Below are 23049 nucleotides of genomic sequence, written 5' to 3'. Positions count from 1 at the left end.
TACGCCAAATTGTTCTAAAATTTCACGCGTAAGTAATCCTTTTCTTTCTTTTTATTTAATAAAAAACAGGATTAAAACTTAATATGGGGGAATTTTTCTTCAATAGATTTAATCTTCTGCTGCAATTTTGAGAGGAATTTAAGATGTTGTTCCGAGTCCGGATTAAAACTACGGTGATTGAGTGCTTTTTGAATTTCCGAAATTTCTTTCATAGTCAAAAGACTGTCCTCTGTGATATAGTTTTCGCTGAAGCGCTGCCAGATATAATCGATTGCGATTGGGTTGGGATGCAGCATATCTTCGCCATAAAAACGATAATCCCGAAGCTCATCCATCATGATTTCGTAAGAAGGGAAATAGTTATGAGTTATAAATTGTGAGTTATGAGTTTTTAAAACCTGATGAAGTGCAGTAAACAAATGTGATTTACTTAGCTGGTTTTCTGCAAAACCGTCTTTGACATGTCTGACTGGCGAAATGGTAAAAATGAAATTAATACTTGGATTTAAGGCCTGAGTTAAATCAATGGTATTTTGGATGCTTTTCTGAATGGTCTCAACGGATAATAATTCTTTTGAGAATTGCTTTTGAGGTACTTTGTGGCAATTGGCTACGATTTCGCTGCTTTCTGTATTTCGATAAATCCAGGAAGTTCCGTAGGTGATTATCACATGCGTTGCGTTGCTTAGCTGCTGAACCAGTGTTTTTGCAATCTGATTTAAGTTCTCTAACAATTCTTGTTTATCGGAATTACTCCAATCGGAATGTATGTCAAAACAATGCCAGCGTTCGTTATGAAAGAACACGTCTTTTTCGGTAAATAATTCCTGCTTGAATACCCTTTTTATTATTTTCTCAATCGAAACCGGATTGAAGATAATCCCAAACGGATTGGTATGGTTTTCAAACTTAAAATAGTCCAGTTTCTCGGCCATATTTACAGCAAAACAGGAACCTAAAGATATTACTTTCGAATTATAATCGATTGGATTATTGGTTTTGGAAAGTGGAATTAAGGTTCTGAATTGCATGGCTTATTATTTAAACACGAATTTCACGAATTTCCACCAATAAAAAAACCAAATACTGAAGTATTTGGTTTTTATGAGAAATAGATTCTAATAAGTGTACTCAATTTCATATTCTACTGATCCTCCTCCACTCAATGAGGTGTTCTTGATTGGATAGCCTCTTTCATTATAAATATAACTTGTTAAATAAACAGTCGGATTAGTATTTTCAGATGATGTTTTGGTCTTTTTTATGATATTATTTTTTCCAAATCCATAGATTTCATCTAGTAGTAAATTAAAACCTAAAATATTTTTAAGAGGATTCTGTTTTGTATCATAATCATAAACTGAAGTTGTTGTTATTGAATTTATCTTTTGTTGAAGTTTTACAAGATTGCCATTTTCATAAGTCAAAGTTCCTTCATTAATTAAACTCTCAATTTTAGTTGTTGCATCAACAGAATAATTTAAATAAGAAATCAGATCATTAGTATTCTGAGTATAGACTGTTTTTTGTATATAATCACTACTACCACTTTGTCCGTTAATAATTACCCTATAGATTCTGGTCTTTAATTTTCCATTTTCATATGTATATGCAACCTCTTTAACTATGGTTTGGTTTCCTTGTTTATCCAACTTAAACACCTCTTGCTTTGTAATAAAATCTCCATCGTAGGTAAATACTGTTTTATACCCTTCTTCACTGCTATTTAAAATTTTGTTTCCGCTGTACATCGCACTACTTTTACTATCAACACCTAATAAAAGGGAAGGATATATATAAGAAATAGTTTTGGGTACTACAGAATTATCGTCTTGAGAAGAATTTTCCGGGGAAGAATTTTCATCATTAGAGCAAGATGTCAACACAAATGTTACAGTGCAAAAAAGAAATAAAAGTTTTTTCATGTGATTAGATTTTTTGTGGGGATAAATATAAATTAAATCAAAAACAAAAGTTTAAAATAATTAACATTTTTAATAACAATAAATCAACTTTACAAAGACAAACAATTCACTACTTTTGCATCTCCAATAAATTTAAATTCACTTATGAAATTACTATATTCTTATATAATCAAACACAAAATGCTGTTGCTTTTTGCTTTGATTATGGCTACTATTAATATCTGTTTCAGCTTATCAGATTCAATCATTACCGGTAAATTAATGCAGGACTGCGGGGTTGGACTGGCGAAATACAAAGGAAATGAAATGGGTTTTATCAGGTCTTTAGCCTTCTGGCTGGGACTTTCCCTTGGTGCTGCCATGATTTCAAGAATCACCAAGAATTTTCAGGATTACTTTACCAATATTGTCATTCAGAGAACCGGAGCCCAGATGTATACGGACGGAATTAAAAAATCCCTGGATTTACCGTATGCTGAATTTGAAGACCAGAGAAGTGGTGAAACTTTAAGCAAATTAACCAAAGTACGCTCTGATTCCGAAAAATTAATTACACTTTCCATTTCTTTGATTTTCCAGACTATTATCGGATTTGTCTTTGTGGTTCTTTATGTTTCCCGAATTGATTATCGCATATCGATAATCTTTTTAATTACGGCACCAATTATTGCTTTGGTGAGTTCTTATCTGGGTAAAAAGATTAAAGTTGTTTCCAAAAAAATTGTGAATCAAACCAATGCCTTAGCCGGTTCAACTACAGAAAGTTTAAGAAACATAGAACTTGTAAAAAGTCTCGGATTGACCTATCAGGAAGAAAAACGTCTGAATTTAAATACCTTTAAAATTCTCCAGCTTGAATTGCAAAAAATCCGTTTCATCAGAAGTTTAAGTTTTATTCAGGGAACAACCGTTCATTTTTTAAGAACGTGTGTTGTTTTTACGTTGTATTATTTCTTATTTGGAGGGAAAATTATCGTGGGAGATTTACTGACCATGGTATTTTTTACTTTCTTTATTTTTGGCCCCCTTCAGGAGTTAGGGAATTTTATTATAGCCCTTAACGAGACTAAAGTTTCAATGGAAAACTTCAGGGTTCTTCTAAATGCTCCGAAAGAATTTCGTCCGAAAAGTCCAAAACATGTTGGAGCAATTCAGTCCTTGCTTTTTTCTAATGTAAGTTTCAAGCATAAAACTGCAAAATTTAAAGCTGTAGAAAATATTAATTTTGAAATAAAACAAGGCCAGACTGTGGCTTTCGTTGGCCCATCCGGATCCGGAAAAACTACTTTGGTCAAATTATTGGTCGGATTGTATGTTCCGGCAGAAGGGCAGGTACTTTATAATGATATTGATTCAACTGAAATTGATTTACTGGATTTAAGAAAACAATTAGGTTTTGTTACTCAGGATGCACAATTATTTTCCGGAACGATTCGGGAGAATTTATTGTTTGTAAAACCAAATGCGACTGACGAAGATTTGTATGATGCCCTGAAAAGAGCAAGTTGTGAAAAATTGCTGAAACGTGCCGAAGATGGCTTAAATACGACAATTGGCGAGGGAGGAATTAAAGTTTCAGGCGGAGAGAAACAGCGTTTGTCTATTGCCCGCGCTATTTTAAGAAACCCGAACTTATTGATTTTTGATGAAGCAACTTCTGCGCTGGATTCTATAACGGAAGAAGAAATTAATGCAACCATACGAAACATTTCAGATAAAAACAGAATTACGGTTTTAATCGCCCACAGGTTGTCTACGGTTATGCATGCTGACAGGATTTTTGTCTTAGAGCAGGGTAAAATTATAGAACAGGGTAAACATGAAGATTTAATCGTTGAAAGAGGTTTGTATTACGCAATGTGGCGTCAGCAGATTGGGGAAAGAAAGTAAAATTTTAAGGTGCTGAGTCACTAAGGTGCTAAGTTGCTGAGCTTTTTTAGGCTTGAAATACAAAACCCGACAGATTTTAAAAATCTGTCGGGTTTTTGAATATTAATAAAATTTTAAAGTAAGCAGAGTCAAAGGTTTCTTAAGCTTCGTTGCTTTACTTTAATTGAATGGCTAAGTTTTTGGCGAGTTTTTCAAATGCACCAATTACTCTTTCATACTCATTGATTTCTATTGTTTTTTTCTCCATCCCAATCACTTTTTCAAAATGAACTACAAGTAGTTTTTTCGAATTAATGGTATCGATAAACTCAATTGTTGCAGACAATTTAGCAGGTTCTAATGCATAACCCGGATAAATCCAGGTTAAATTCACCTTCATTAAATAGGGAGAATCAACAACAATTTTACGTTCTCCTTTTTTAAAATAATTATTAAAATAATTTATAAATGCCGGATTATAATACTGATCCCGATTTGAAAACCAATCCCGTCTGAAAGCTGCAGCTTTTTCAGGATTAGCTTTTCTTTTTTCCATTTTTTCTTTTAAAAAGTCTTCTTCTGATTCAAAACCATGAACTTGAATATTTTCATAATTAAACGCTACGTTGAAGGATTTAATATCACTTATGTTTTCAAATCCCCCTTCATATATTTGATATCTTTGAGCATAACTAAATGATGTAAAAACAATTGAAAAAATAATAATTACTTTAATTTTTCTATACATAATTTTTAAGTCTTCAATTTAATATCCTGAAAAAGCTTTCAAATACTCTTTTATTTAATAAACTCAACTGCGTTAACTAAAGCTTCAGCAATTCCGTTAGCATTTTTACCTTTTCCTGATGCAAAAAATGGTTGTCCTCCTCCATTTCCTTCAATATACTTTCCTAATTCCTTAATCACAGCATTTGCATTTAAGCTTTTGCCTGCTACCAATTCTTTAGCAATATAACAGTGAATGTTTGGCAAACCGTCTTCTACTGAAGCCAGGAACACAAACGAATCTGCTTTTGAACTTCCTAAAGCCGAAGCTAAATCTTTTGTCGAAGCCATGCTTAAATCTACTTGTTTGGCAAGGAAATTTACGCCGTTTATTTCCTGAAAATCTCTTTCAAGTTCCGTTTTTAAGGCTCCAACTTTTTCCTTAAGCAGTTGCTCAATTTGTTTTTTCAGTTTCGCATTATCATCCTGCAAAGAAGCCACTGATTTTAAAATATCCTGTGGATTTTTTAATGTTTCTTTTATTTCAGCTAAAATATTCTCCTGATTTTGATAGAAATCTTTTACGGCATCACCTGTAATCGCCTCAATACGACGAATTCCAGCTGCAACTGCACCTTCAGAAATGATTTTGAAATGCCAGATTTCTGCTGTGTTTTTTACGTGAATTCCGCCGCAAAGTTCTTTACTGTCACCAAATTCAATCATACGGACATTATCTCCGTATTTCTCTCCAAATAAAGCCATTGCACCTTTATCCAATGCTTCTTTAATCGGAATATTTCTGTGTTCTACCAATTGTAATTGTGCCTCAATCTGGGCATTTACACTTGCTTCAACCTGATGCAACTCCTCATCTGAAACTTTAGAAAAATGTGAAAAGTCAAAACGTAAATAGTTCGGATTTACCAGGGATCCTTTTTGCTCTACGTGAGTACCTAGAAGGTTTCTCAAAGCCAAATGCATTAAATGCGTAGCCGAGTGATTTTTAGAAGTTGAACCTCTTAAATCGGTATTTACTTTTGCTGTAAAACCAGCTTCAATATTTTCCGGCAATTGTTTTGCAAAATGCAGAATCAGGTTATTTTCTTTCTTTGTGTCAATGATTTCGATAGTCTCATTGGCAGAAACCAACGTTCCTTTATCTCCAACCTGACCTCCGCCTTCCGGATAGAATGGCGTATTGTCTAAAACAATCTGATACAGTATTCCGTCTTTTTTACTGTCAACTTTACGAATTCTGGTAATCTTTACGTCATTGTCCAACTGATCGTAACCCACAAAAGTCTCTACATTTCCCGGAATTAAAACCGACCAGTCTTCCGTTGAAACTTCTGAAGCGGCACGGGAACGATTTTTTTGTTCCTGCATTGATGCATCAAATTCCGCTTCGTTTAAAGACATGTTTTTTTCTTTCAAAATCAAGGCAGTCAAATCTTTTGGAAAACCAAAAGTATCATACAATTCAAATGCTTTTGCTCCTGAAACTTCAGCGCCTTTTGTTTGCGTAATTACATTGTCCAACAACTGTAACCCTTGATCTAAAGTTCTTAAAAAAGAAGCTTCTTCTTCACGGATTACATTTGTAACCAATTGCTGTTGTGCTTTTATTTCCGGGAAAAATTCTCCCATCTGATTGGCTAAAACCTCTACCAATTTATTGATAAACGGCTCTTTGGTGTTTAAAAATGTAAATCCGTAACGAATCGCACGACGCAAAATTCTGCGAATCACATAACCCGCTCCTGTGTTTGATGGCAATTGTCCGTCTGCAATTGCAAACGCTACCGCACGAACGTGATCTACAATTACACGAATGGCAATATTGGTTTTGTTTTGTTCTTCGCTGATGTTTTTAATTTCATCAGAAGTATATTTTAATCCCGTAATTTGTTCTACTTTTTCGATAAGAGGTGTAAAAACATCGGTATCATAATTAGAAGTTTTTCCCTGTAATGCCATACACAAACGCTCAAATCCCATTCCGGTATCAACGTGTTGAGCAGGAAGTTTCTCTAATGAACCATCCGCTTTACGGTTGAATTCCATGAATACATTATTCCAGATTTCAACTACCTGCGGGTGATCATTATTGACAAGGCTTTTTCCTGAAACCTGTGCTTTTTCTTCTTCAGAACGTAAATCAACGTGAATTTCAGAACAAGGTCCGCAAGGTCCCTGATCTCCCATTTCCCAGAAATTGTCTTTTTTATTTCCAAGTATAATACGGTCTTCATCGATTAATGTTTTCCAGATATCCCAGGCTTCCTGATCGAAAGGCACATTATCTTCTTTACTTCCTTCAAAAACAGAAACATAAAGATTTTCTTTTGGAATCTTATAAACTTCTGTAAGTAATTGCCAAGCCCAATTGATCGCTTCTTTTTTGAAATAATCTCCAAAAGACCAGTTACCAAGCATTTCAAACATGGTATGGTGATAGGTATCAAAACCTACATCCTCAAGATCGTTATGTTTTCCTGAAACACGAAGACATTTTTGCGTATCGGCTATTCTTTTACTTTTTGGTGTTCCGTTCCCTAAAAAGTATTCTTTAAACTGGGCCATTCCCGAGTTGTTGAACATAAGGGTTGGATCGTCTTTAAGAACGATTGGAGCAGATGGAACGATTAAGTGTCCGTTGCTCTTGAAAAAGTCTAGAAATTGTTTACGTACGTCTTGTGATTTCATGTTATAATTAGAAAATATGATAATGTGAAAATTTGAAAATTAAAAAATGTGTTAATTTGAAAATGTGATAATTAAATAATTCTTAAATAAAAACTTAGCGTTCACAACAATAAATTTCTGTTTTATGACATTATCTAATGATCAAATTGACACATTATCTAATTATTTTTAATTCTTGAAAAAAAGCGGCGAACAACTGAAACATTTATTAAATTTGTTCGACTAACAATTTTACAAGCTGCAAAAATAGGGTATTTTAAAATATGGCGAAAGTAAAATATTATTACGACTCAGAAAATCTGGCTTATACAAAAATAAAAACCAGAAAGAGAATCAAAATCGGTTATGCATTGTTGTTTTTACTGGCCTCAGCGCTGTTTGGCTTTTTAGTTTTCGTTCTTTTAGTTAACACTCCTTATTTTGAAACTCCAAAAGATCGTCTGCAGTCACGTGAAATTGAAAATTTGAAGTTGCAGTATTCGATTCTGAATAAAAAAATGGATGAGATTAATGAGGTAACGGAAGCGATAGAAGACCGGGACAATAATATTTACAGGGTTTATTTTAACAAAGCCTCAATTCCCGATTCTATAAGAAAATCAGGTTTTAAGGACCTGAAGAGATACAAAGATTTAGAGGGATACAACAATTCGCAATTGGTATTGAATACGACCAAACGGATTGATAGACTCTCGAAACAATTGGCCATTCAGTCCAAATCACTGGATGAGATTTTGAAGCTGGCGAGTGTCAAAGGAAATTTGCTTTTGGCAATTCCTGCCATTCAGCCAGTCCGAAATGAAAATTTAAAACGGGTTGCTTCCGGTTTCGGATATCGAATTGATCCTTTCACGAAGGTGCGAAAAATGCATAACGGAATGGATTTCACAGCCAGTACAGGCTCTCCCGTGTATGCAACCGGTGATGGTGTGGTGGCACGAGCTGATAATACTGCATCAGGTTTTGGAAATCATGTGGTTATCAGGCATGGTTTTGGATATGAAAGTGTGTATGCGCATTTAAGCAAATACAACTGCAGACCCGGACAACATGTAAAAAGAGGCGATGTGATTGGTTATGTTGGAAGCACGGGACGTTCTGAAGGGCCTCATTGTCATTATGAGGTGCATAAAGATGGAAAAGTAGTGAATCCGCTTAATTTTTATTACGGAAATATTTCGGCAGTAGAATACGTTGCCATTTCACATATGGCCAATCAGGAAAACCAGTCATTAGATTAACACTGCAAAAAGTAGTAAGTTTGAAGTAAAAACAGAAAAATATAAATCATGCATATTGAGCTTTCTAAAGATAAAAGATATTTCAGCATTGGCGAAGTTGCAAAAGCCTTTAATGTCAATGCATCTTTGATACGATTTTGGGATAGCGAATTCGATATTCTGAAACCTAAAAAGAATGCAAAAGGCAACAGGATGTTTACACCGGATGATATTACCAATCTACAGTTGATTTATCATTTGGTAAAAGAACGTGGTTTTACACTTGAAGGAGCCAAAACCCATTTGAAGGAAGGACAAAAGAAAACATTAGATAAATTCGAAATAATACGTAAATTAGAGTCCATAAAAACACAATTAACAGAAATCAAAAACGAATTATAACATAATTATTATTAAAATTAGAAACCAACTTAAATCAAACAAATATGAAAAAATGGTTAATCCCCGTAGGAATTATTGTAGTACTAGTTGCTATTATCGCTTTTTGGTCGATTGGAATTAAAAACACCGGATTAAAATACAACCAGGCAGTGAATAAAGAATGGGGAAATGTACAAACGGCATACCAAAGAAGGAATGATCTTATTGGAAATTTAGTAAATACGGTAAAAGGTGCTGCTGATTTCGAAAAATCAACTTTAACAGCAGTTATTGAAGCCCGTGCAAAAGCAACCTCTGTAACAATTGATCCAAGTAATGTAACTCCGGAACAATTAGCACAATTTAATCAGGCTCAAAGTGGAGTTTCTTCCTCTTTATCTAGATTATTGGTTTCTGTAGAGCAATATCCAACATTAAAGGCAAACGAAAATTTCCTTAAATTACAAGACGAATTAGCCAGCACGGAAAATCAGATTCTAACAGCGAGAACACGTTTCAATGAAACAGTTCAGGAATATAACGGTTATATCCTTTCTATACCAAACAAATGGTTCTTAGATTACAAAGAAAAACCATATTTCGAAGCAGTTACAGGAGCTGACAAACCAGTTGAAGTAAAATTCTAAATAAGATTTAATATTTTTGATTAACGATTTAGATTTCAGATTCAGTCTGAAATCTAAAATCTGAAATCTAAACTCTAAAATAATTTCAATGTCAAAAGTAGAAGATTTTTTAACCAAGGATGAAGAACTAATAATTGTTGAAGCGATTCGCGTGGCCGAAAAAAATACTTCTGGCGAAATTAGAGTACACATAGAAAAGACTAGTTCTAAAGCTCCGTTTGAAAGAGCTTTAGAACTTTTTCATGAATTAAAAATGGATGAAACCCAATTACAAAACGGGGTTTTATTTTATTTTGCTGTCGAAGATAAAACCTTTGCCATTTGCGGCGATAAAGGTATAAATGATGTTGTTGCAACCGATTTTTGGGATTGTACCAAAGATGCAATGGCGGAACAATTTAAATCAGGAAATTTTAAACAAGGTATTGTTGACGGCATCCTGAATGCGGGGGAACAACTGAAAAAATATTTCCCTTGGTCTGACGGCGATACAAACGAATTATCTAACGAAATCTCAAAAGGTTAAATAAATGAAAATTTTCCCAAACAAAACATCCAATTCAAAAGGAATTTTTCAATTATCCTTTCTGTTTATAGCCTTTTTTACCTCTACTTGTATTTTTGCACAATTTACAATTCCGGAAAAACCAAGTTTTCAGACGTCAGTTTATGACTATGCCAACGTTTTAAGTAAAACGGAAAAAGCACAATTAGAAGAAAAGCTAATACGGTATTCTGACTCTACTACCACTCAAATAGTTGTCATTACCATTGAGAGCCTAAAGGGTGAAGATGTCAGCCAGTTAGCAACCAAATGGGGACAAACCTGGGGAATTGGAGGAACAGCAAAAGAAGACAACGGGGTTATTATTTTATTGGCTAAAGCCGAAAAGAAAATAGCGATCAATCCCGGCTACGGAGTTGAAGATCGTTTAACAGCCGGACTTGGAGGAACTATAATTCGAAATATAATTATTCCGGAATTTAAAGCCGGAAGTTTTTACAACGGACTGGACAAAGGAACTGATGCTATAATCGATGTTTTTAAAGGAAAATTCAAAGGAGAGCGAAAACAAGCCAAAGGAAAAAGTTTCCCCATATTGCCCTTTATCATAATTGTTGTAATTGTGTTAATTTTACTGTCCCGAAATAAACGTGGCGGAGGAGGAAATTCAGGCAATAATGGCGGAGGTCCGAGCCTGATGGATGTAATTCTGTTAAGTAGTCTTGGCAGAAGCGGAGGCGGTGGCGGATTCGGTGGCTTTGGAGGCGGATCATCAGGTGGTGGCGGTGGAGGCTTCGGCGGTGGTTTTGGCGGTGGAGGTTTCTCAGGTGGAGGCTCTAGCGGAGGCTGGTAGGGTTTTAGTCGCAGTATTCAGTCACGGTTTACAGTCGCAGTCAAAACTTATAATTCATAATTTATAATTCATAATTCAATACAGATGTTATCACATAAAGCAAAATATGCCCTTAAAGCCTTACTTTATTTAGCAGAACAGGACGAAAATCACATTTCTAAAACAATAGAAATTGCGGATGGTGCCAACATTCCCAAAAAGTTTTTAGAGCAGATTTTACTGGATCTGAAACGAGGGCGTTTTGTGAGCAGTAAGCAGGGAAAATTTGGCGGATATTATCTGATAAAATCTAAAAATGATATCACTTTGGCTGAAATTCATCGTTTATTTGACGGTGCAATTGCGCTTTTACCTTGTGCTTCGTTAAACTTTTACGAACCCTGCTCCGATTGTAAAACTGAGTCAGAATGTAGCCTGCATCATGGTTTAGTGCTTATTAGAGACAAAACTTTAAAAGCTATGGAAGGGATCACTATTGCCTCACTGGTGAAGAAATAAAAAAATATTTTCTAAACTATACTATATTTATAGAATTTATATATATTTGCAAAAAAAATTAACAAACAATTCCAAAATTCTAACCTATGAAAGTACATTCCAGTCTGTCAGATGTATCGAAAAATCTTTTGCAAAATAGTCAATTCACAACAGTGAAAAACCATTCTTCTTTAATGTGTATGTGTTGGTAAAAAAAATTTAATTTAAATTATACTAATCACATATACTTAATATAAAATGAAAACGTCTATAAAAAATATATTTACCCTATTATCTCTTTTAGTATTCTCCATCTCATTCGCTCAAAACATAGAAGGTGTAGTAACAACAAATGAAAACATCCCTTTAGAAGCTGCCAATGTTGTAATAAAAGGAACTACTTTCAGTACCATTACAGATGCCAGCGGAAAATTCAGCATCAATACACAAGGAAAGCTTCCTTTAACCCTTTTAATTCAATACACAGGTTACACAACAGCAGAATACAATGTTTCTTCTTTACCGGCAACTCCTTTACTGGTAACTCTTAACGAAGAAAATAAACTGGTAGAAGTAGTCGTTTCTTCAAGACGCCGTATCGAAAAAGTTCAGGATGTGCCAATTGCCGTTTCGGTTATTACGGGTAAACAGGCTGAGCAAACGGGTGCTTTCAACGTAAATCGTATCAAGGAACTGGTACCATCTGTTCAATTGTACTCTTCAAATCCAAGAAATACAGGAATCAATATCAGAAGTTTAGGTTCACCTTTCGGACTTACCAATGACGGAATCGATCCTGGTGTTGGTTTTTATGTTGACGGTGTTTATTATGCCCGTCCGGCTGCCACAACACTTGATTTTATTGATATAGAACAAATTGAAGTATTGCGCGGACCACAAGGATCGTTGTTTGGTAAAAACACGACTTCGGGAGCTTTTAATATTACGACACGCAAACCAAGTTTTACCTCTGGTGCAGACTTTGAAGTGAGTTACGGAAATTATGCTTTTTTACAGGCAAAAGCATCTGTTACAGGAGCTTTGGGTAAAAAAATAGCGGGTCGTTTGTCTTTTTCAGGCACACAACGTGATGGTCTAATTGACAATGTTGCTACAGGAAGAGCTACAAATACACTCAACAATCAGGGAATTAGAGGTCAATTACTTTATACTCCTACAGAAAATACAAATATTATACTGGCAGCAGACATTACAACACAGCGTCCTGACGGATATGCACAGGTTGTTGCGGGTGTTGCTCCTACTCAACGTGCTCCTTACCGTCAATTTAATGCGATTATAGCCGATTTAAATTACCAATTACCAAGTCAGAATGCTTTTGACCGTAAAATTGATCATGATACGCCTTGGCGTTCCGGACAGGATATGGGCGGTATTTCTCTTAACATTGATACTAAAATCGGAAGTGGAACACTTACGTCTACTACGGCCTGGCGTTTTTGGAATTGGGATCCTTCAAATGACAGGGATTTTACAGGATTGCAGGTATTAGCCTTATCTCAAAACCCTACAAGACAGACACAATTTACACAAGAAGTTCGTTATGCAGGTCAGCTTAGCTCCAAATTGAGCGGCGTTGTGGGTGTATTCTTTATTGATCAGACTTCACAAACCAATGGTACGGAAGAATCCGGAAATGCACAATGGAGATTCTCTCAAAGTTCTACAAGCAATTTATGGAAAACTCCGGGTCTTTTTGAAGGATACGGAATCAAAACAGATGCCCGTATAAGAGCATCAAGTGCAGCCGTATTTGGCCAATTGGACTGGGCTATTACAGAACGTTTACATGTACTGCCAGGTTTACGTTATAACTTTGATAAAAAAGATGCAGATTACACCCGTACCACTTACGGAGGATTACAAACAACAGATCCGGCATTACTTGCTTTGAAAAAACAAGTGTACAGCGACCAGGCTTTTGCATCAAATACAGACAATACCGATTTCTCCGGAAACTTAACAGTTTCTTTTAAAGCTACAGACAAAATCAATGCTTATGCTACTTTTGCAAAAAGTTACAAACCGGTTGGTGTCAATGTAGCGGGACTTCCAACCAATTCAGCTGGTGCTCCTTTATTGGAACTTGCCGTAATTAAACCGGAAGAAGTAAATCATTATGAAGTTGGCGTAAAAACGTCTCCTTTTAAAAACTCAATTTTTAATTTAACGTTCTTTAATACGGACATTAAAAATTTCCAAACTAACGTTCAGGCAGCAGAATTAGGTGTCAATCGCGGTTATCTTGCCAATGCTGATAAAGTTCGTGTAAGAGGTGTTGAACTGGATGCGAGTTTTGTTGTGAGCCAGCATTTAACGATCAATGGAGCCGCAACTTATACAGACGGTACATATGTGAAGTTTACCAATGCACCGCTTCCTTTAGAAGAAACAGGAGCTTCAGTAGCGTTTAAAGACGTTTCAGGAACTAATTTACCTGGTGCATCAAGATGGGCAGGATCTTTAGGCGGTGAACTTTCTGATAATGCAAGATTCTTCGGAAATGCAGGGAAAGTTTTCGTAGCAGTTGATTCTTATGCTCGTTCTGAATTTTCATCAAGTCCTTCTGCTTCAAAATATTTAGTAGTTCAGGGATATGCCCTTTTTAATGCGCGTTTAGGTTTCCGTGCTTCTCAGGGATTATCAGTTCAGTTCTGGGGACGTAACCTTCTGAACAAGGATTATTATGAGCAATTATTACCTGCAGGAGGAAATACAGGACAATATGCAGGTGTTTTAGGCGATCAGAGAACCTACGGTATCACTTTAAAATATTCTCTGTAAACAATTTTGTTTTTTTGTTAATAGCAATTAACGGGATGCGTCATCTAAAACGTATCCCGTTTTTTTATAAGAGATCTGTATTGAAAATCACAAAATAGCTTTCAAAACGAATTTAAAAACCTATCTTAATTTCTGTAAATACTATCGGGTTTGCCTATATTCGCAGCCTGAATTTATACAGATTAGATGAAAATCCTCCAAATAGTATTCCTTTTAGGGTTTACAAGTCCCTTTTTGCTGGCTCAGACAAAGACGGATCAACAAACCCTGACCTGGATTCGGTACTACAATATCTTTCCTCTAACTGAAAAATGGGCCATTCACTCTGAGTTTGACAATCGCAGTTTTGTCAATCCTGTTCATGAAAATCTTTTTGTGATACGTATTCAGGGGCGTTACAGAGCCACTAAAATAATAGATTTAGGTGGTGGATTTGCTTATTTTAATGTCAACACACAAGATCCTTATACCGACCCTAATTTTTCAGTTCCGGAATACCGGGGCCAGCAGGATATTACCTTTATTACTGATAAAGCAAAAATCACTTTCCATAACCGTTTACAGCTTGAAGAACGTTTTATTCAAAAAGCGACTAAAACGGAACTACTGGACGATTATTCTTTTTCCTTTCGATTCAGATACCGATTACAGTCGATGTTTACTCTTTGGGAAAAAGACAAACGCAGCATAAAAGGAACTATTTCTGATGAAATTTTATTCAATTACGGGAAAGACAATAAAAGAAATACCTTCGATCAAAACCGCTTTTACATTGCCTTACGCTATCATTTCAATCCCAATATCGGATTAGAACTGGGCTATTTAAAAAGCTTTCAGAGACGTGCAGGCGGTCTTGATTTTTACGATCGTGATATTATCCGATTTACGGTATATCATCGGATTAACCGAAAAACAAAAGCTTAAATTTTTACATTTCCCTTTGTCTTCTTTTTGATTCTTTTTCTTTCGAGGCAAAATTTCCAATTTTATAAGACAAGGAAAACATTACATATCTTTTTAGAACGGTATTCTCTTCATCCCGAATTGAGGTTGCAGAAATGGTTCTTACAGCACTCTGATTTTGATTCAGAATATCATATACTTTTACTTTTGCGTAGATTTTTTTATCAAAAAAGCCATACGACAAACTGGTATTCCATAAGAAAAAATCTTTCTTGAAATCACCTGAAATATTTGAATTGTAATTGTAACCGAAATCATTTCCAAAAATCAGATTGGCCGGCCAGTACGAAGTGGTCTGCAAATTGATTCTGTGTACTACATTTGAGCTTGCATCCCTGGTAAAGTTCTCATATTTGGTTTCATTATAAGATAAACTGTACGATGGCGAAATCGTGAGCAAATCTCCGTATTCGTAAGTCAGGTAAACTCTTGGCGTTACTGCTGTAGATTTAGCCGTATAAATGACTGCATTTGTATATCCTTTATCAAAGGAATAACTTCCGTTGATTCCAAAGCCGTATCTCAAAGCGTGAGCATCTCTTTTTACAGACTGATTCCAATTGGCACCAACGGAAGCAATATAAGTTCCGGAAATATTGGCATAGGTTGTTGTTCTCTTTCCGCTATCATCGTAAATAGAAGTAGAAACTACATCATTATTGTAGTAATCCCCCTTTACATATAAGCTATAACCGGATCGCGTACGGAAATCGAAATTTTTAAAATCGATACTGGCCGTATTTTTTTCAATCGGATCCAGATCTGGGTTACCAATTAAGGTATTTAACGGATTCGTCAGATTCAGCACCGGCATTAACTGAACTGCAGACGGAAGTGCGTTCGAATAATCGTATCTAAATGTCAGGTTTTTTGATCGGCTGAATTTATATCGAAGCTGAAGGTTTCCAAAAGGCAAAGCATATTTTTTATTCAGATCAGTCTCCTTATTTTGGTATAAAGAGTAATTATCATAACCAATAATTGACGTTTTCGAATTCATGTTCAGGGTGAATTTACTTTTCTGCCACGTAATCCCAAATTTAGGACTTATCGAATTTTGACTTGAAGTGGTATAATTCGTCAGCGATTCATTCAAATCCGAATAAGAATCGGTTGCTGCGTTAAAATTGAACGTTTTAGCATCGTTTACGCTACTTGCCCAATCCAGATTAGAACCAAATCTAATTCTGAGCGAATCCGTAACGGGTTCTGTGTATTCCACATCAAAAGAATACGAATCTGAACTGCTGTTATTTTTGCTGTTCTGGTTTCTTTCATCATTGGGTTTGTTGTCCTGATAAAAAATGGTCTCAGAAACATTAAATCCGTTTGAATCACTTCTTGAATTGCTGTTGTTGAAAACCAAACTCAGGTTACGTGCTGCTTTTTCAAAAGTTTTATTGAAATTAATACTATTGGAAAAATTGGTATTTGAGCTTTCGTTGTACGAATCTGCAGTACTTTCGTTTAAAGACTGTCCATTTTCATCTTCCGAAAAAGTGGAAGACGACGACTTGCTGTTAGCATGTGATTCATTTAGTTTCGGAGCCACAACCAGTCGGGTTGTAGGGTTGATTTTATATTCTAATTCAAAATTAGCATTATTCCCGGTGTTTTCATTTCTGGTTTTTGAATCTGCAGCCGTCAGGATATTTCCTGTTGGCAAAAAACTAACCTGATTGGACTTGCTTTCGTTTTTATTAACCGAATTCGAAAAATTATAACTGCTCATAAATTCCAGATCTTCCGTCCAGTCATCTGAATAATTAATTCCGGCCAGATTCGATTGCGTAATTCCTTTCCCGCTTCCGGAACCTGAACCCTTAGAACTGGTCTTACTATTTCTTCCGCCACCCATATTATCAAATACCTCATCCTGCGAAAATCCCGTAGAGTTGATATTATTAGAGGAGGCCAGAACACTTATCTTTTGTTTATTTTTAAAGAAGTTCAGAATCAGACTGCTTTCATAACGATCGTCAGAGCCATATCCGCCGAGGATTTTTCCAAAGAATCCTTTATTTTTCTTTTCGTCGATAGTGATATTAATACTCGAATAATCTGAAGTTGATTCCTGTTTAGAGAGTTCTTCTTTTTTAGTCTTAAAATCCGAAACCTGAATTTTCTTTATGATTTCCGCAGGCAGATTTTTTAAGGCAATGGCGCCATCTTTATCAAAAAAAGTTTTTCCGTTCACCAGAAGCTGTGTCACTTCCCTTCCGTTTACGGTTATTTTACCATCGTTATCCACATCAAATCCGGGCAATTGTTTCAATAAGGTTTCTACATTAGAATCCGGACGTACTTTGTAGGAAGCGGCATTAAATTCTAAAGTATCTTTTTTGATGGTAATGGGAGGTGCTTCTGTTTTGATGACCACATTATCCAGGGCATTTACACTTTCAAGCAGGTATAATTTCCCGAAATCCTTACTTTCCAAAAGTTCCTTTTGTTCTTCAACCAAAGGCTGATATCCCATATAATTCACTTTTAAGAAAACTGGTTTTTCAATTTTTTTAGTATTAATCCTGAAAACGCCATTCTTATCCGTAGTAGCATATTCAAGTACAGTAGAATCTTTTACAGTCGTAAAATACATGGTAGCCATTTCGAGAGGCAATTGTGTATTGATATCAATTATAGTCCCTTTAATAGTAATATCATTTTGAGCACTTGCAGAAAAACAGGCTAGAAAAAAGAAGACAAGGTAAGACAGTCTGGTCATAAGATAATTGATTTGAATAGTAAGACTACAAAAAAAAGAAAAGGTTTAATTATGACTTTAACATTTATTTAATCCTTCTGAAAAGACATTTGAAAAACTCTGCTGAAAATCTTTTTTACCCAAGGCAATTTCAATATAAAAACCTGAAAAACAATATTTTAAATCAAAAAAAAAAGGGGAAAATTGCCCAATTAAAAACGGTATTTAGCCTGATCTCTATTGTATCAAAATACAGAACCTTTGTTATCAATAATTTAAAAAATAAGGAGCGTTCAGAAAATCCTAAAAAGAGTATGACAGAAAAGTCGAAAACTGATTAGAGTAGGCAATTTAAAAACAAATAATTATGAACACTATTTTTAAAGGTTCCTTAAGGGGATATGTTTGCGAAGACTGTCGCGAATTTATATCAAATGTTGACGTTTTATTATACCTGCCGTATAAAGAAACCCGTTTACCAGATTCACCTGCTAATGCAAAAGACGCATTTCATGTAGTTACCAAAGAAGAAGCAGAACAAAGAAAAGGATTACTTATAGACAAAAAAACAACGGATATAAATGGAGATTTTGAGTTTGAAATTAACGAAAGATACCTGAATTCAGATTTCGATATTGATTTTGTCTGTGGTTCCGTTCCGCCAAAACATCCCAAACCAAAAAGAGAGGAACTGGTACAATTTCATATCACTACTTTAGCGATGAAATCAGAGCTTGAAAAACAAGCACAAGACCAAAATTCCAGATGGAATTATACCATTGCTCATAAATGGTGGTGTTACATTAGAGGTCACTTCTTTGATGCGTGGGTTATTTGCGGCCATTTGATGAACTGCAAAACAAATAAACCTATCGCCAATGCAACAGTTACGGCAATGGATGCCGATTTCCTGACCGATGATACTTTAGGAGCTGCAACAACGGATGCTAACGGACATTTTAGAATCGATTATTCGGCTGCAGATTTTAAAAAGACCTTTTTATCTCCGTGGATCAATGTAGAAACCGATCCCAATTTTCTTTCCTTCGAAAGTGGTCCGGATGTTTACTTTAAAGCCGAATTGGCCGGAACTAAATTAATTGACGAAACCAAAGCAGATGCACGCAAAAATGTGGGCTACTGCCTATGTGTCAATTTATGTTCAGAAATAGCGGTGACTCGTCCCGAAGAAACTTTTCCCAGTGCGTGGTCAGGAATTGGAAATGCGTTCAGTTCTTCTTACGGCACAGGTATTCATGATTTTGATGTTAATGGTTTTGCCGGTTCAGGTAAGAACGTTTTATTTTCAACGATACGTTTAACGGGACAGGCAGCTTTAAAATCAGCCTCGGGTTATCCAATCGAATATCGTTTTAGAGTTAGCCATACAACCGATTTAAATACTGCGGCCAGCCTTCCCGAAGCAAATTTTACTAAAACTGTTGGTGTGACCCCTGGCTTGTTTGTTAAAAGCACTGTTTCTAAATTAAGCCGTATCGTTCCTGCTCCTCTTCTTAATGAAATTTTTGTGGAAAGCGATCAAAGTGATTTTGATCCTGAAGGCTGGTTTGATGTCAATCATGCCATTGAGAGAACCTTAATTAGCGTTGGTTTAACGCCCGCAGATTTAGCGCTGTACAATGTTATAGAAGAAGATACATTAATTTCATTAGATACCACTACGTTAACGACGGAGCCAAATGTTCCGAATATTTTTAATGCAGGGCAAATTGTTCCTGATGCAAACAAAATTGATATGGAAAAAATTGCCATACGATTTGAAATCCGTGAGGTAATAAATAAAGCTAGTAATGATTTTGGAGTGATTGGAGGCGATGGAAAAACGCTGAATTCTATTGTAATTAATAATAATCCGATATACAAAAAGCTAGCCATTAAAGAACTGGAAGACAGTACCCTTTGCAGTCCGATTACCGGAATTATACATCTGAAATATACCTTATACCATCCCTATTTATCGACCTGCTCTTTAACAATAAAAAAGAATAGCGATACTGACGAAACCTATATCAATGATGGTGTAATTGATAATCCTGTCCTAGTGGATCAAAGAACCAATGCCAGTTCTGAAATTAACAATCCGCCGACTATGGCACGCTGTACTTACATCGTAAGGCTTTATTCCTCTACCAGAAAACACAATGGTGATTATGGTGATTCTGATGGAAGCTGGCCAGAAGAGCAATTATTCTTTTATAATGGTTAACTGATATGAATGACCTAAAACAAAAAAGCAACATTTTCAAATTTGAAAATGTTGCTTTTTATCTTTCTGAAAGAGAATTTTATTTCTCTCTGATATAAATATCGATTGGCACTCCTGAAAAGTCCCAATTTTCTCTAATCTTATTTTCAAGATATCTCTTATACGGTTCCTTAACGTACTGTGGCATATTGGCGAAAAACACAAACTGAGGAGTCAATGTTGGCAACTGCATACAATATTTAATTTTCACGTACTTTCCTTTTGTTGCCGGCGGCGGATAAGCCTCGATCACTTTCAACATAAATTCGTTGAATTTAGAAGTTGGGATTCTTTGTTTTCTGCTTTCAAAAACCTGAACCGTAGCTTCCAGTGCTTTCAATAAACGCTGTTTCGTCAAAGCTGAGACGAACAAAATTGGCACATCTGTAAAAGGCATTAATTCTTTTTTGATTTTTTCTTCGTAATCACGTGTAGACATGGTATCTTTTTCTACCAAGTCCCATTTGTTTACCAGGATTACAACACCTTTACGGTTTTTCTCTGCCAGCCAGAAAATACTCTGATCCTGACCTTCAAATCCACGGGTTGCATCGATAACCAATATACAAATATCTGCATGCTCAATCGCACGAACCGAACGCATTACAGAATAAAATTCTAAATCTTCCTTCACCTTCGCTTTACGACGGATTCCTGCAGTATCCACTAAGTTAAACTCAAAACCAAAACGGTCAAATTTGGTATCAATTGCATCACGTGTAGTTCCTGCAATATCGGTAACCATAAAACGTTCTTTACCAATTAATGCATTGATAAAACTTGATTTTCCGGCATTTGGACGTCCCACAACAGCAAAACGAGGTAAAACTACTTCTTCCTGAACAGGCTCCGGTTTTACCGGGAAAGATTCAATTAGAGCATCTAATAAATCTCCGGTTCCGCTTCCTGAAATACTCGCAAAAGTAAAATAGTCTCCTAAACCAAGATTGTAAAACTCCAATGCGTCTTTCTCACGCATCGCATTATCTACCTTGTTCACAGCCAATAAAACTGGTTTCGTCACCTTACGCAACAAGCGTGCAACTACATCATCCATTGGTGTAATCCCTTCCTCAACATCTACCACAAAAATAATAACATCTGCTTCATCAATAGCAAGCTCCACTTGTTTACGGATTTCACCTTCAAATACGTCATCACTTCCGCGAACATATCCGCCGGTATCAATTACAGAAAACTCTTTTCCGTTCCACTCGCTTTTACCGTAGTTTCTGTCTCTGGTAACTCCGGAAACTGAATCTACAATAGCTTCTCTTCTTTGTATCAGCCTATTAAAAAGGGTTGATTTCCCTACATTAGGTCTTCCTACTATCGCAACAATGTTATTCATTTTTTTGAATTTTAGATTTTGGATTACAGCTTTTAGATTTTTAGTTCCCTAAAATTCTATCACTTATAAATCCAAAATGCTTTATTTTAATTTTTTGCAAAGGTAGGTAAAAAAGTGGCTAAGTCGCTAAGTTTCTAAGTACCTAAGTTTTTTATTATTTTTCCTGTTATTTTAAGGAGCTCTTTCCAGCTGTCCGCTTTATCTTTTCCTGGCTAAAGAAGCCAGAAAAAGGATGCCGCTTCCATCTGGGCTAGGCCATCAGGTTACAAGAATTTTTTCGTTTATCATTTCACATTTCAAAAACTTGAAACCTGAAACAATTTAACCGGGACAATTTCGCATTTCAACTTGAAACCTGAAACAAATAAAACTATTGATTGTACCCAAATCGTTTCAGCATGTTCGCGTTGCTTCTCCAGTTTTTATTCACTTTTACAACCAATTCAATGTGGATTTGTTTTCCGAAGAATTTTTCCAGATCGGCACGGGCTTCGGTACCTACTTTTTTCAAAGCGGCGCCTTTATGTCCTATGATGATTCCTTTTTGGGTTTCGCGTTCTACCATAATGATTGAACGGATTCTGATAATATTTTCATCTTCAAAAAATTCTTCAGTCACGATTTCAACTGCATATGGAATCTCTTTACTGTAATTCAATAAGATTTTCTCACGGATGGTTTCGTTTACGAAAAAACGTTCCGGTTTGTCTGTTAACTGATCTTTTGGATAATACGCCGGTGATTCCGGTAACAATTCTATGATTCTTCCGAAAACTTCCGGTACATTAAAATTCTGCAAGGCTGAAATTGGAAAAATCTCTGCGTTTGGTACTTTAGCCGTCCAAAAAGCAACCTGCTCTTCCAGTTGTTCCTGATTTGAATTGTCAATTTTATTCAACAATAATAAAACCGGAATTTTAGCGTGGATAATTTTGTTAAAGAAGGCTTCGTCTTTTAAGTCCTGCTCCCCTATCTCTACCATGTAAACCAGGATATCAGCATCTTCAAATGCCGATTTCACGAAGTTCATCATCGATTCCTGCATTTCATAAGCCGGTTTGATGATCCCGGGAGTATCCGATAATATAAGTTGAAAATCCTCGCCATTTACGATTCCAAGAATACGATGGCGTGTTGTTTGTGCTTTTGATGTAATGATTGATAATCTTTCTCCAACAAAGGCGTTCATCAATGTTGATTTTCCAACGTTTGGATTCCCTATGATGTTTACAAAACCTGCTTTATGTGACATTTGCGTAATATTTATTTTTACTCCGTACAATTCGACCTACGGTCTAGGGTGCAAAGGTAATCATATCAACTCAATACAGAAAATAAAACATTTTTTAAAGTTTTCGTTGTTTTTCTCATAAATCGGCGTATCTTTGCACCCGAAACATCGCGGGATAGAGCAGTAGGCAGCTCGTCGGGCTCATAACCCGAAGGTCACAGGTTCGAGTCCTGTTCCCGCTACTACATGGGACAAAGAAGAAAAAGTCTTCTTTGTCCCTTTTTTATTTGTTGATATTCTACTGTTAATGAGATAGATAACGCTAACAACTTCATTAACTCTTGTGGTTCGAAGCTGATTTTCTGAAATCGTAAATTTTTCAGGATAAATCGAACCAATCAAATCTCGTGATTGTGA

At 35.8% G+C, this 23049-nt stretch carries 17 protein-coding genes and 1 tRNA gene; 11 read left to right on the top strand and 7 right to left on the bottom strand.

What is annotated here, in order from left to right; translation table 11 throughout:
* Positions 1 to 71: 71 nt before the first annotated feature.
* Both EV142_RS22470 and EV142_RS22465 read right to left on the bottom strand, forming a co-directional pair.
* Entirely contained in the window at positions 72 to 1031 is a 960-nt protein-coding gene (locus EV142_RS22470) for a GSCFA domain-containing protein (protein WP_132038144.1), read from the bottom strand.
* 87 nt (positions 1032 to 1118) lie between these two features.
* Entirely contained in the window at positions 1119 to 1925 is an 807-nt protein-coding gene (locus EV142_RS22465; protein WP_132038143.1) for a hypothetical protein, read from the bottom strand.
* A gap of 144 nt (positions 1926 to 2069) precedes the next feature.
* Here EV142_RS22465 and EV142_RS22460 point away from each other — a divergent pair, with 144 nt between their 5' ends.
* Positions 2070 to 3815, top strand: coding sequence for an ABC transporter ATP-binding protein (locus EV142_RS22460; RefSeq protein ID WP_132038142.1), 1746 nt, complete (start codon positions 2070 to 2072; stop codon positions 3813 to 3815).
* 154 nt (positions 3816 to 3969) lie between these two features.
* Here the strand turns inward: EV142_RS22460 and EV142_RS22455 are convergent, their stop codons facing one another.
* The gene (locus tag EV142_RS22455; protein ID WP_132038141.1) at positions 3970 to 4542 is read right to left on the bottom strand and encodes a hypothetical protein; all 573 of its coding nucleotides are present in this window, start codon (positions 4540 to 4542) and stop codon (positions 3970 to 3972) included.
* 50 nt (positions 4543 to 4592) lie between these two features.
* A complete protein-coding gene (gene alaS / locus EV142_RS22450) occupies positions 4593 to 7229 on the bottom strand; it encodes an alanine--tRNA ligase (protein WP_132038140.1) in 2637 nt (878 codons plus the stop codon).
* Between the two features lie 263 nt (positions 7230 to 7492).
* Between alaS and EV142_RS22445 the strand changes: the two genes are divergently transcribed.
* From EV142_RS22445 to EV142_RS22410, 8 genes are all read left to right on the top strand, one after another.
* Entirely contained in the window at positions 7493 to 8470 is a 978-nt protein-coding gene (locus EV142_RS22445) for a M23 family metallopeptidase (RefSeq protein ID WP_132038139.1), read from the top strand.
* A gap of 48 nt (positions 8471 to 8518) precedes the next feature.
* Positions 8519 to 8851, top strand: coding sequence for a MerR family transcriptional regulator (locus EV142_RS22440; RefSeq protein WP_127340335.1), 333 nt, complete (start codon positions 8519 to 8521; stop codon positions 8849 to 8851).
* A 44-nt stretch (positions 8852 to 8895) separates the two neighbouring features.
* A complete protein-coding gene (locus EV142_RS22435) occupies positions 8896 to 9477 on the top strand; it encodes a LemA family protein (protein WP_132038138.1) in 582 nt (193 codons plus the stop codon).
* A gap of 88 nt (positions 9478 to 9565) precedes the next feature.
* Entirely contained in the window at positions 9566 to 10003 is a 438-nt protein-coding gene (locus EV142_RS22430; RefSeq protein WP_132038137.1) for a TPM domain-containing protein, read from the top strand.
* A 4-nt stretch (positions 10004 to 10007) separates the two neighbouring features.
* Positions 10008 to 10835, top strand: a complete 828-nt coding sequence (locus EV142_RS22425; protein ID WP_132038136.1) for a TPM domain-containing protein — start codon at positions 10008 to 10010, stop codon at positions 10833 to 10835.
* 84 nt (positions 10836 to 10919) lie between these two features.
* Positions 10920 to 11333: an RrF2 family transcriptional regulator gene (locus EV142_RS22420; RefSeq protein ID WP_047777994.1), complete on the top strand. Its 414-nt coding sequence runs from the start codon at positions 10920 to 10922 to the stop codon at positions 11331 to 11333.
* 237 nt (positions 11334 to 11570) lie between these two features.
* On the top strand, positions 11571 to 14117 hold the full coding sequence (locus EV142_RS22415; protein ID WP_132038135.1) for a TonB-dependent receptor: 2547 nt from the start codon (positions 11571 to 11573) through the stop codon (positions 14115 to 14117).
* A gap of 186 nt (positions 14118 to 14303) precedes the next feature.
* Positions 14304 to 15041, top strand: a complete 738-nt coding sequence (locus EV142_RS22410) for a DUF2490 domain-containing protein (RefSeq protein ID WP_132038134.1) — start codon at positions 14304 to 14306, stop codon at positions 15039 to 15041.
* A gap of 4 nt (positions 15042 to 15045) precedes the next feature.
* On the opposite strand, the gene EV142_RS22405 is transcribed toward EV142_RS22410, so the two are convergent.
* Entirely contained in the window at positions 15046 to 17805 is a 2760-nt protein-coding gene (locus EV142_RS22405) for an outer membrane beta-barrel protein (RefSeq protein ID WP_132038133.1), read from the bottom strand.
* 346 nt (positions 17806 to 18151) lie between these two features.
* On the opposite strand from EV142_RS22405, the gene EV142_RS22400 reads away from it, so the two are divergent.
* Entirely contained in the window at positions 18152 to 20011 is a 1860-nt protein-coding gene (locus EV142_RS22400; protein WP_132038132.1) for a transthyretin-like family protein, read from the top strand.
* A 79-nt stretch (positions 20012 to 20090) separates the two neighbouring features.
* Here EV142_RS22400 and der read toward each other — a convergent pair whose 3' ends face one another.
* Complete coding sequence (gene der, locus EV142_RS22395) at positions 20091 to 21401, bottom strand: ribosome biogenesis GTPase Der (protein WP_132038131.1); 1311 nt, start codon at positions 21399 to 21401, stop codon at positions 20091 to 20093.
* 370 nt (positions 21402 to 21771) lie between these two features.
* Positions 21772 to 22653, bottom strand: a complete 882-nt coding sequence (era, locus tag EV142_RS22390) for a GTPase Era (RefSeq protein WP_041517423.1) — start codon at positions 22651 to 22653, stop codon at positions 21772 to 21774.
* A 148-nt stretch (positions 22654 to 22801) separates the two neighbouring features.
* On the opposite strand from era, the gene EV142_RS22385 reads away from it, so the two are divergent.
* Positions 22802 to 22874: transfer RNA gene (locus EV142_RS22385), tRNA-Met, on the top strand.
* Positions 22875 to 23049: the final 175 nt, after the last annotated feature.

This window comes from Flavobacterium circumlabens, from assembly GCF_004345565.1.
Taxonomy (GTDB): Bacteria; Bacteroidota; Bacteroidia; order Flavobacteriales; family Flavobacteriaceae; genus Flavobacterium; species Flavobacterium circumlabens.
Note: the sequence above shows the minus strand (reverse complement) of the source record. Positions and strands in the feature narration are given on the sequence as shown.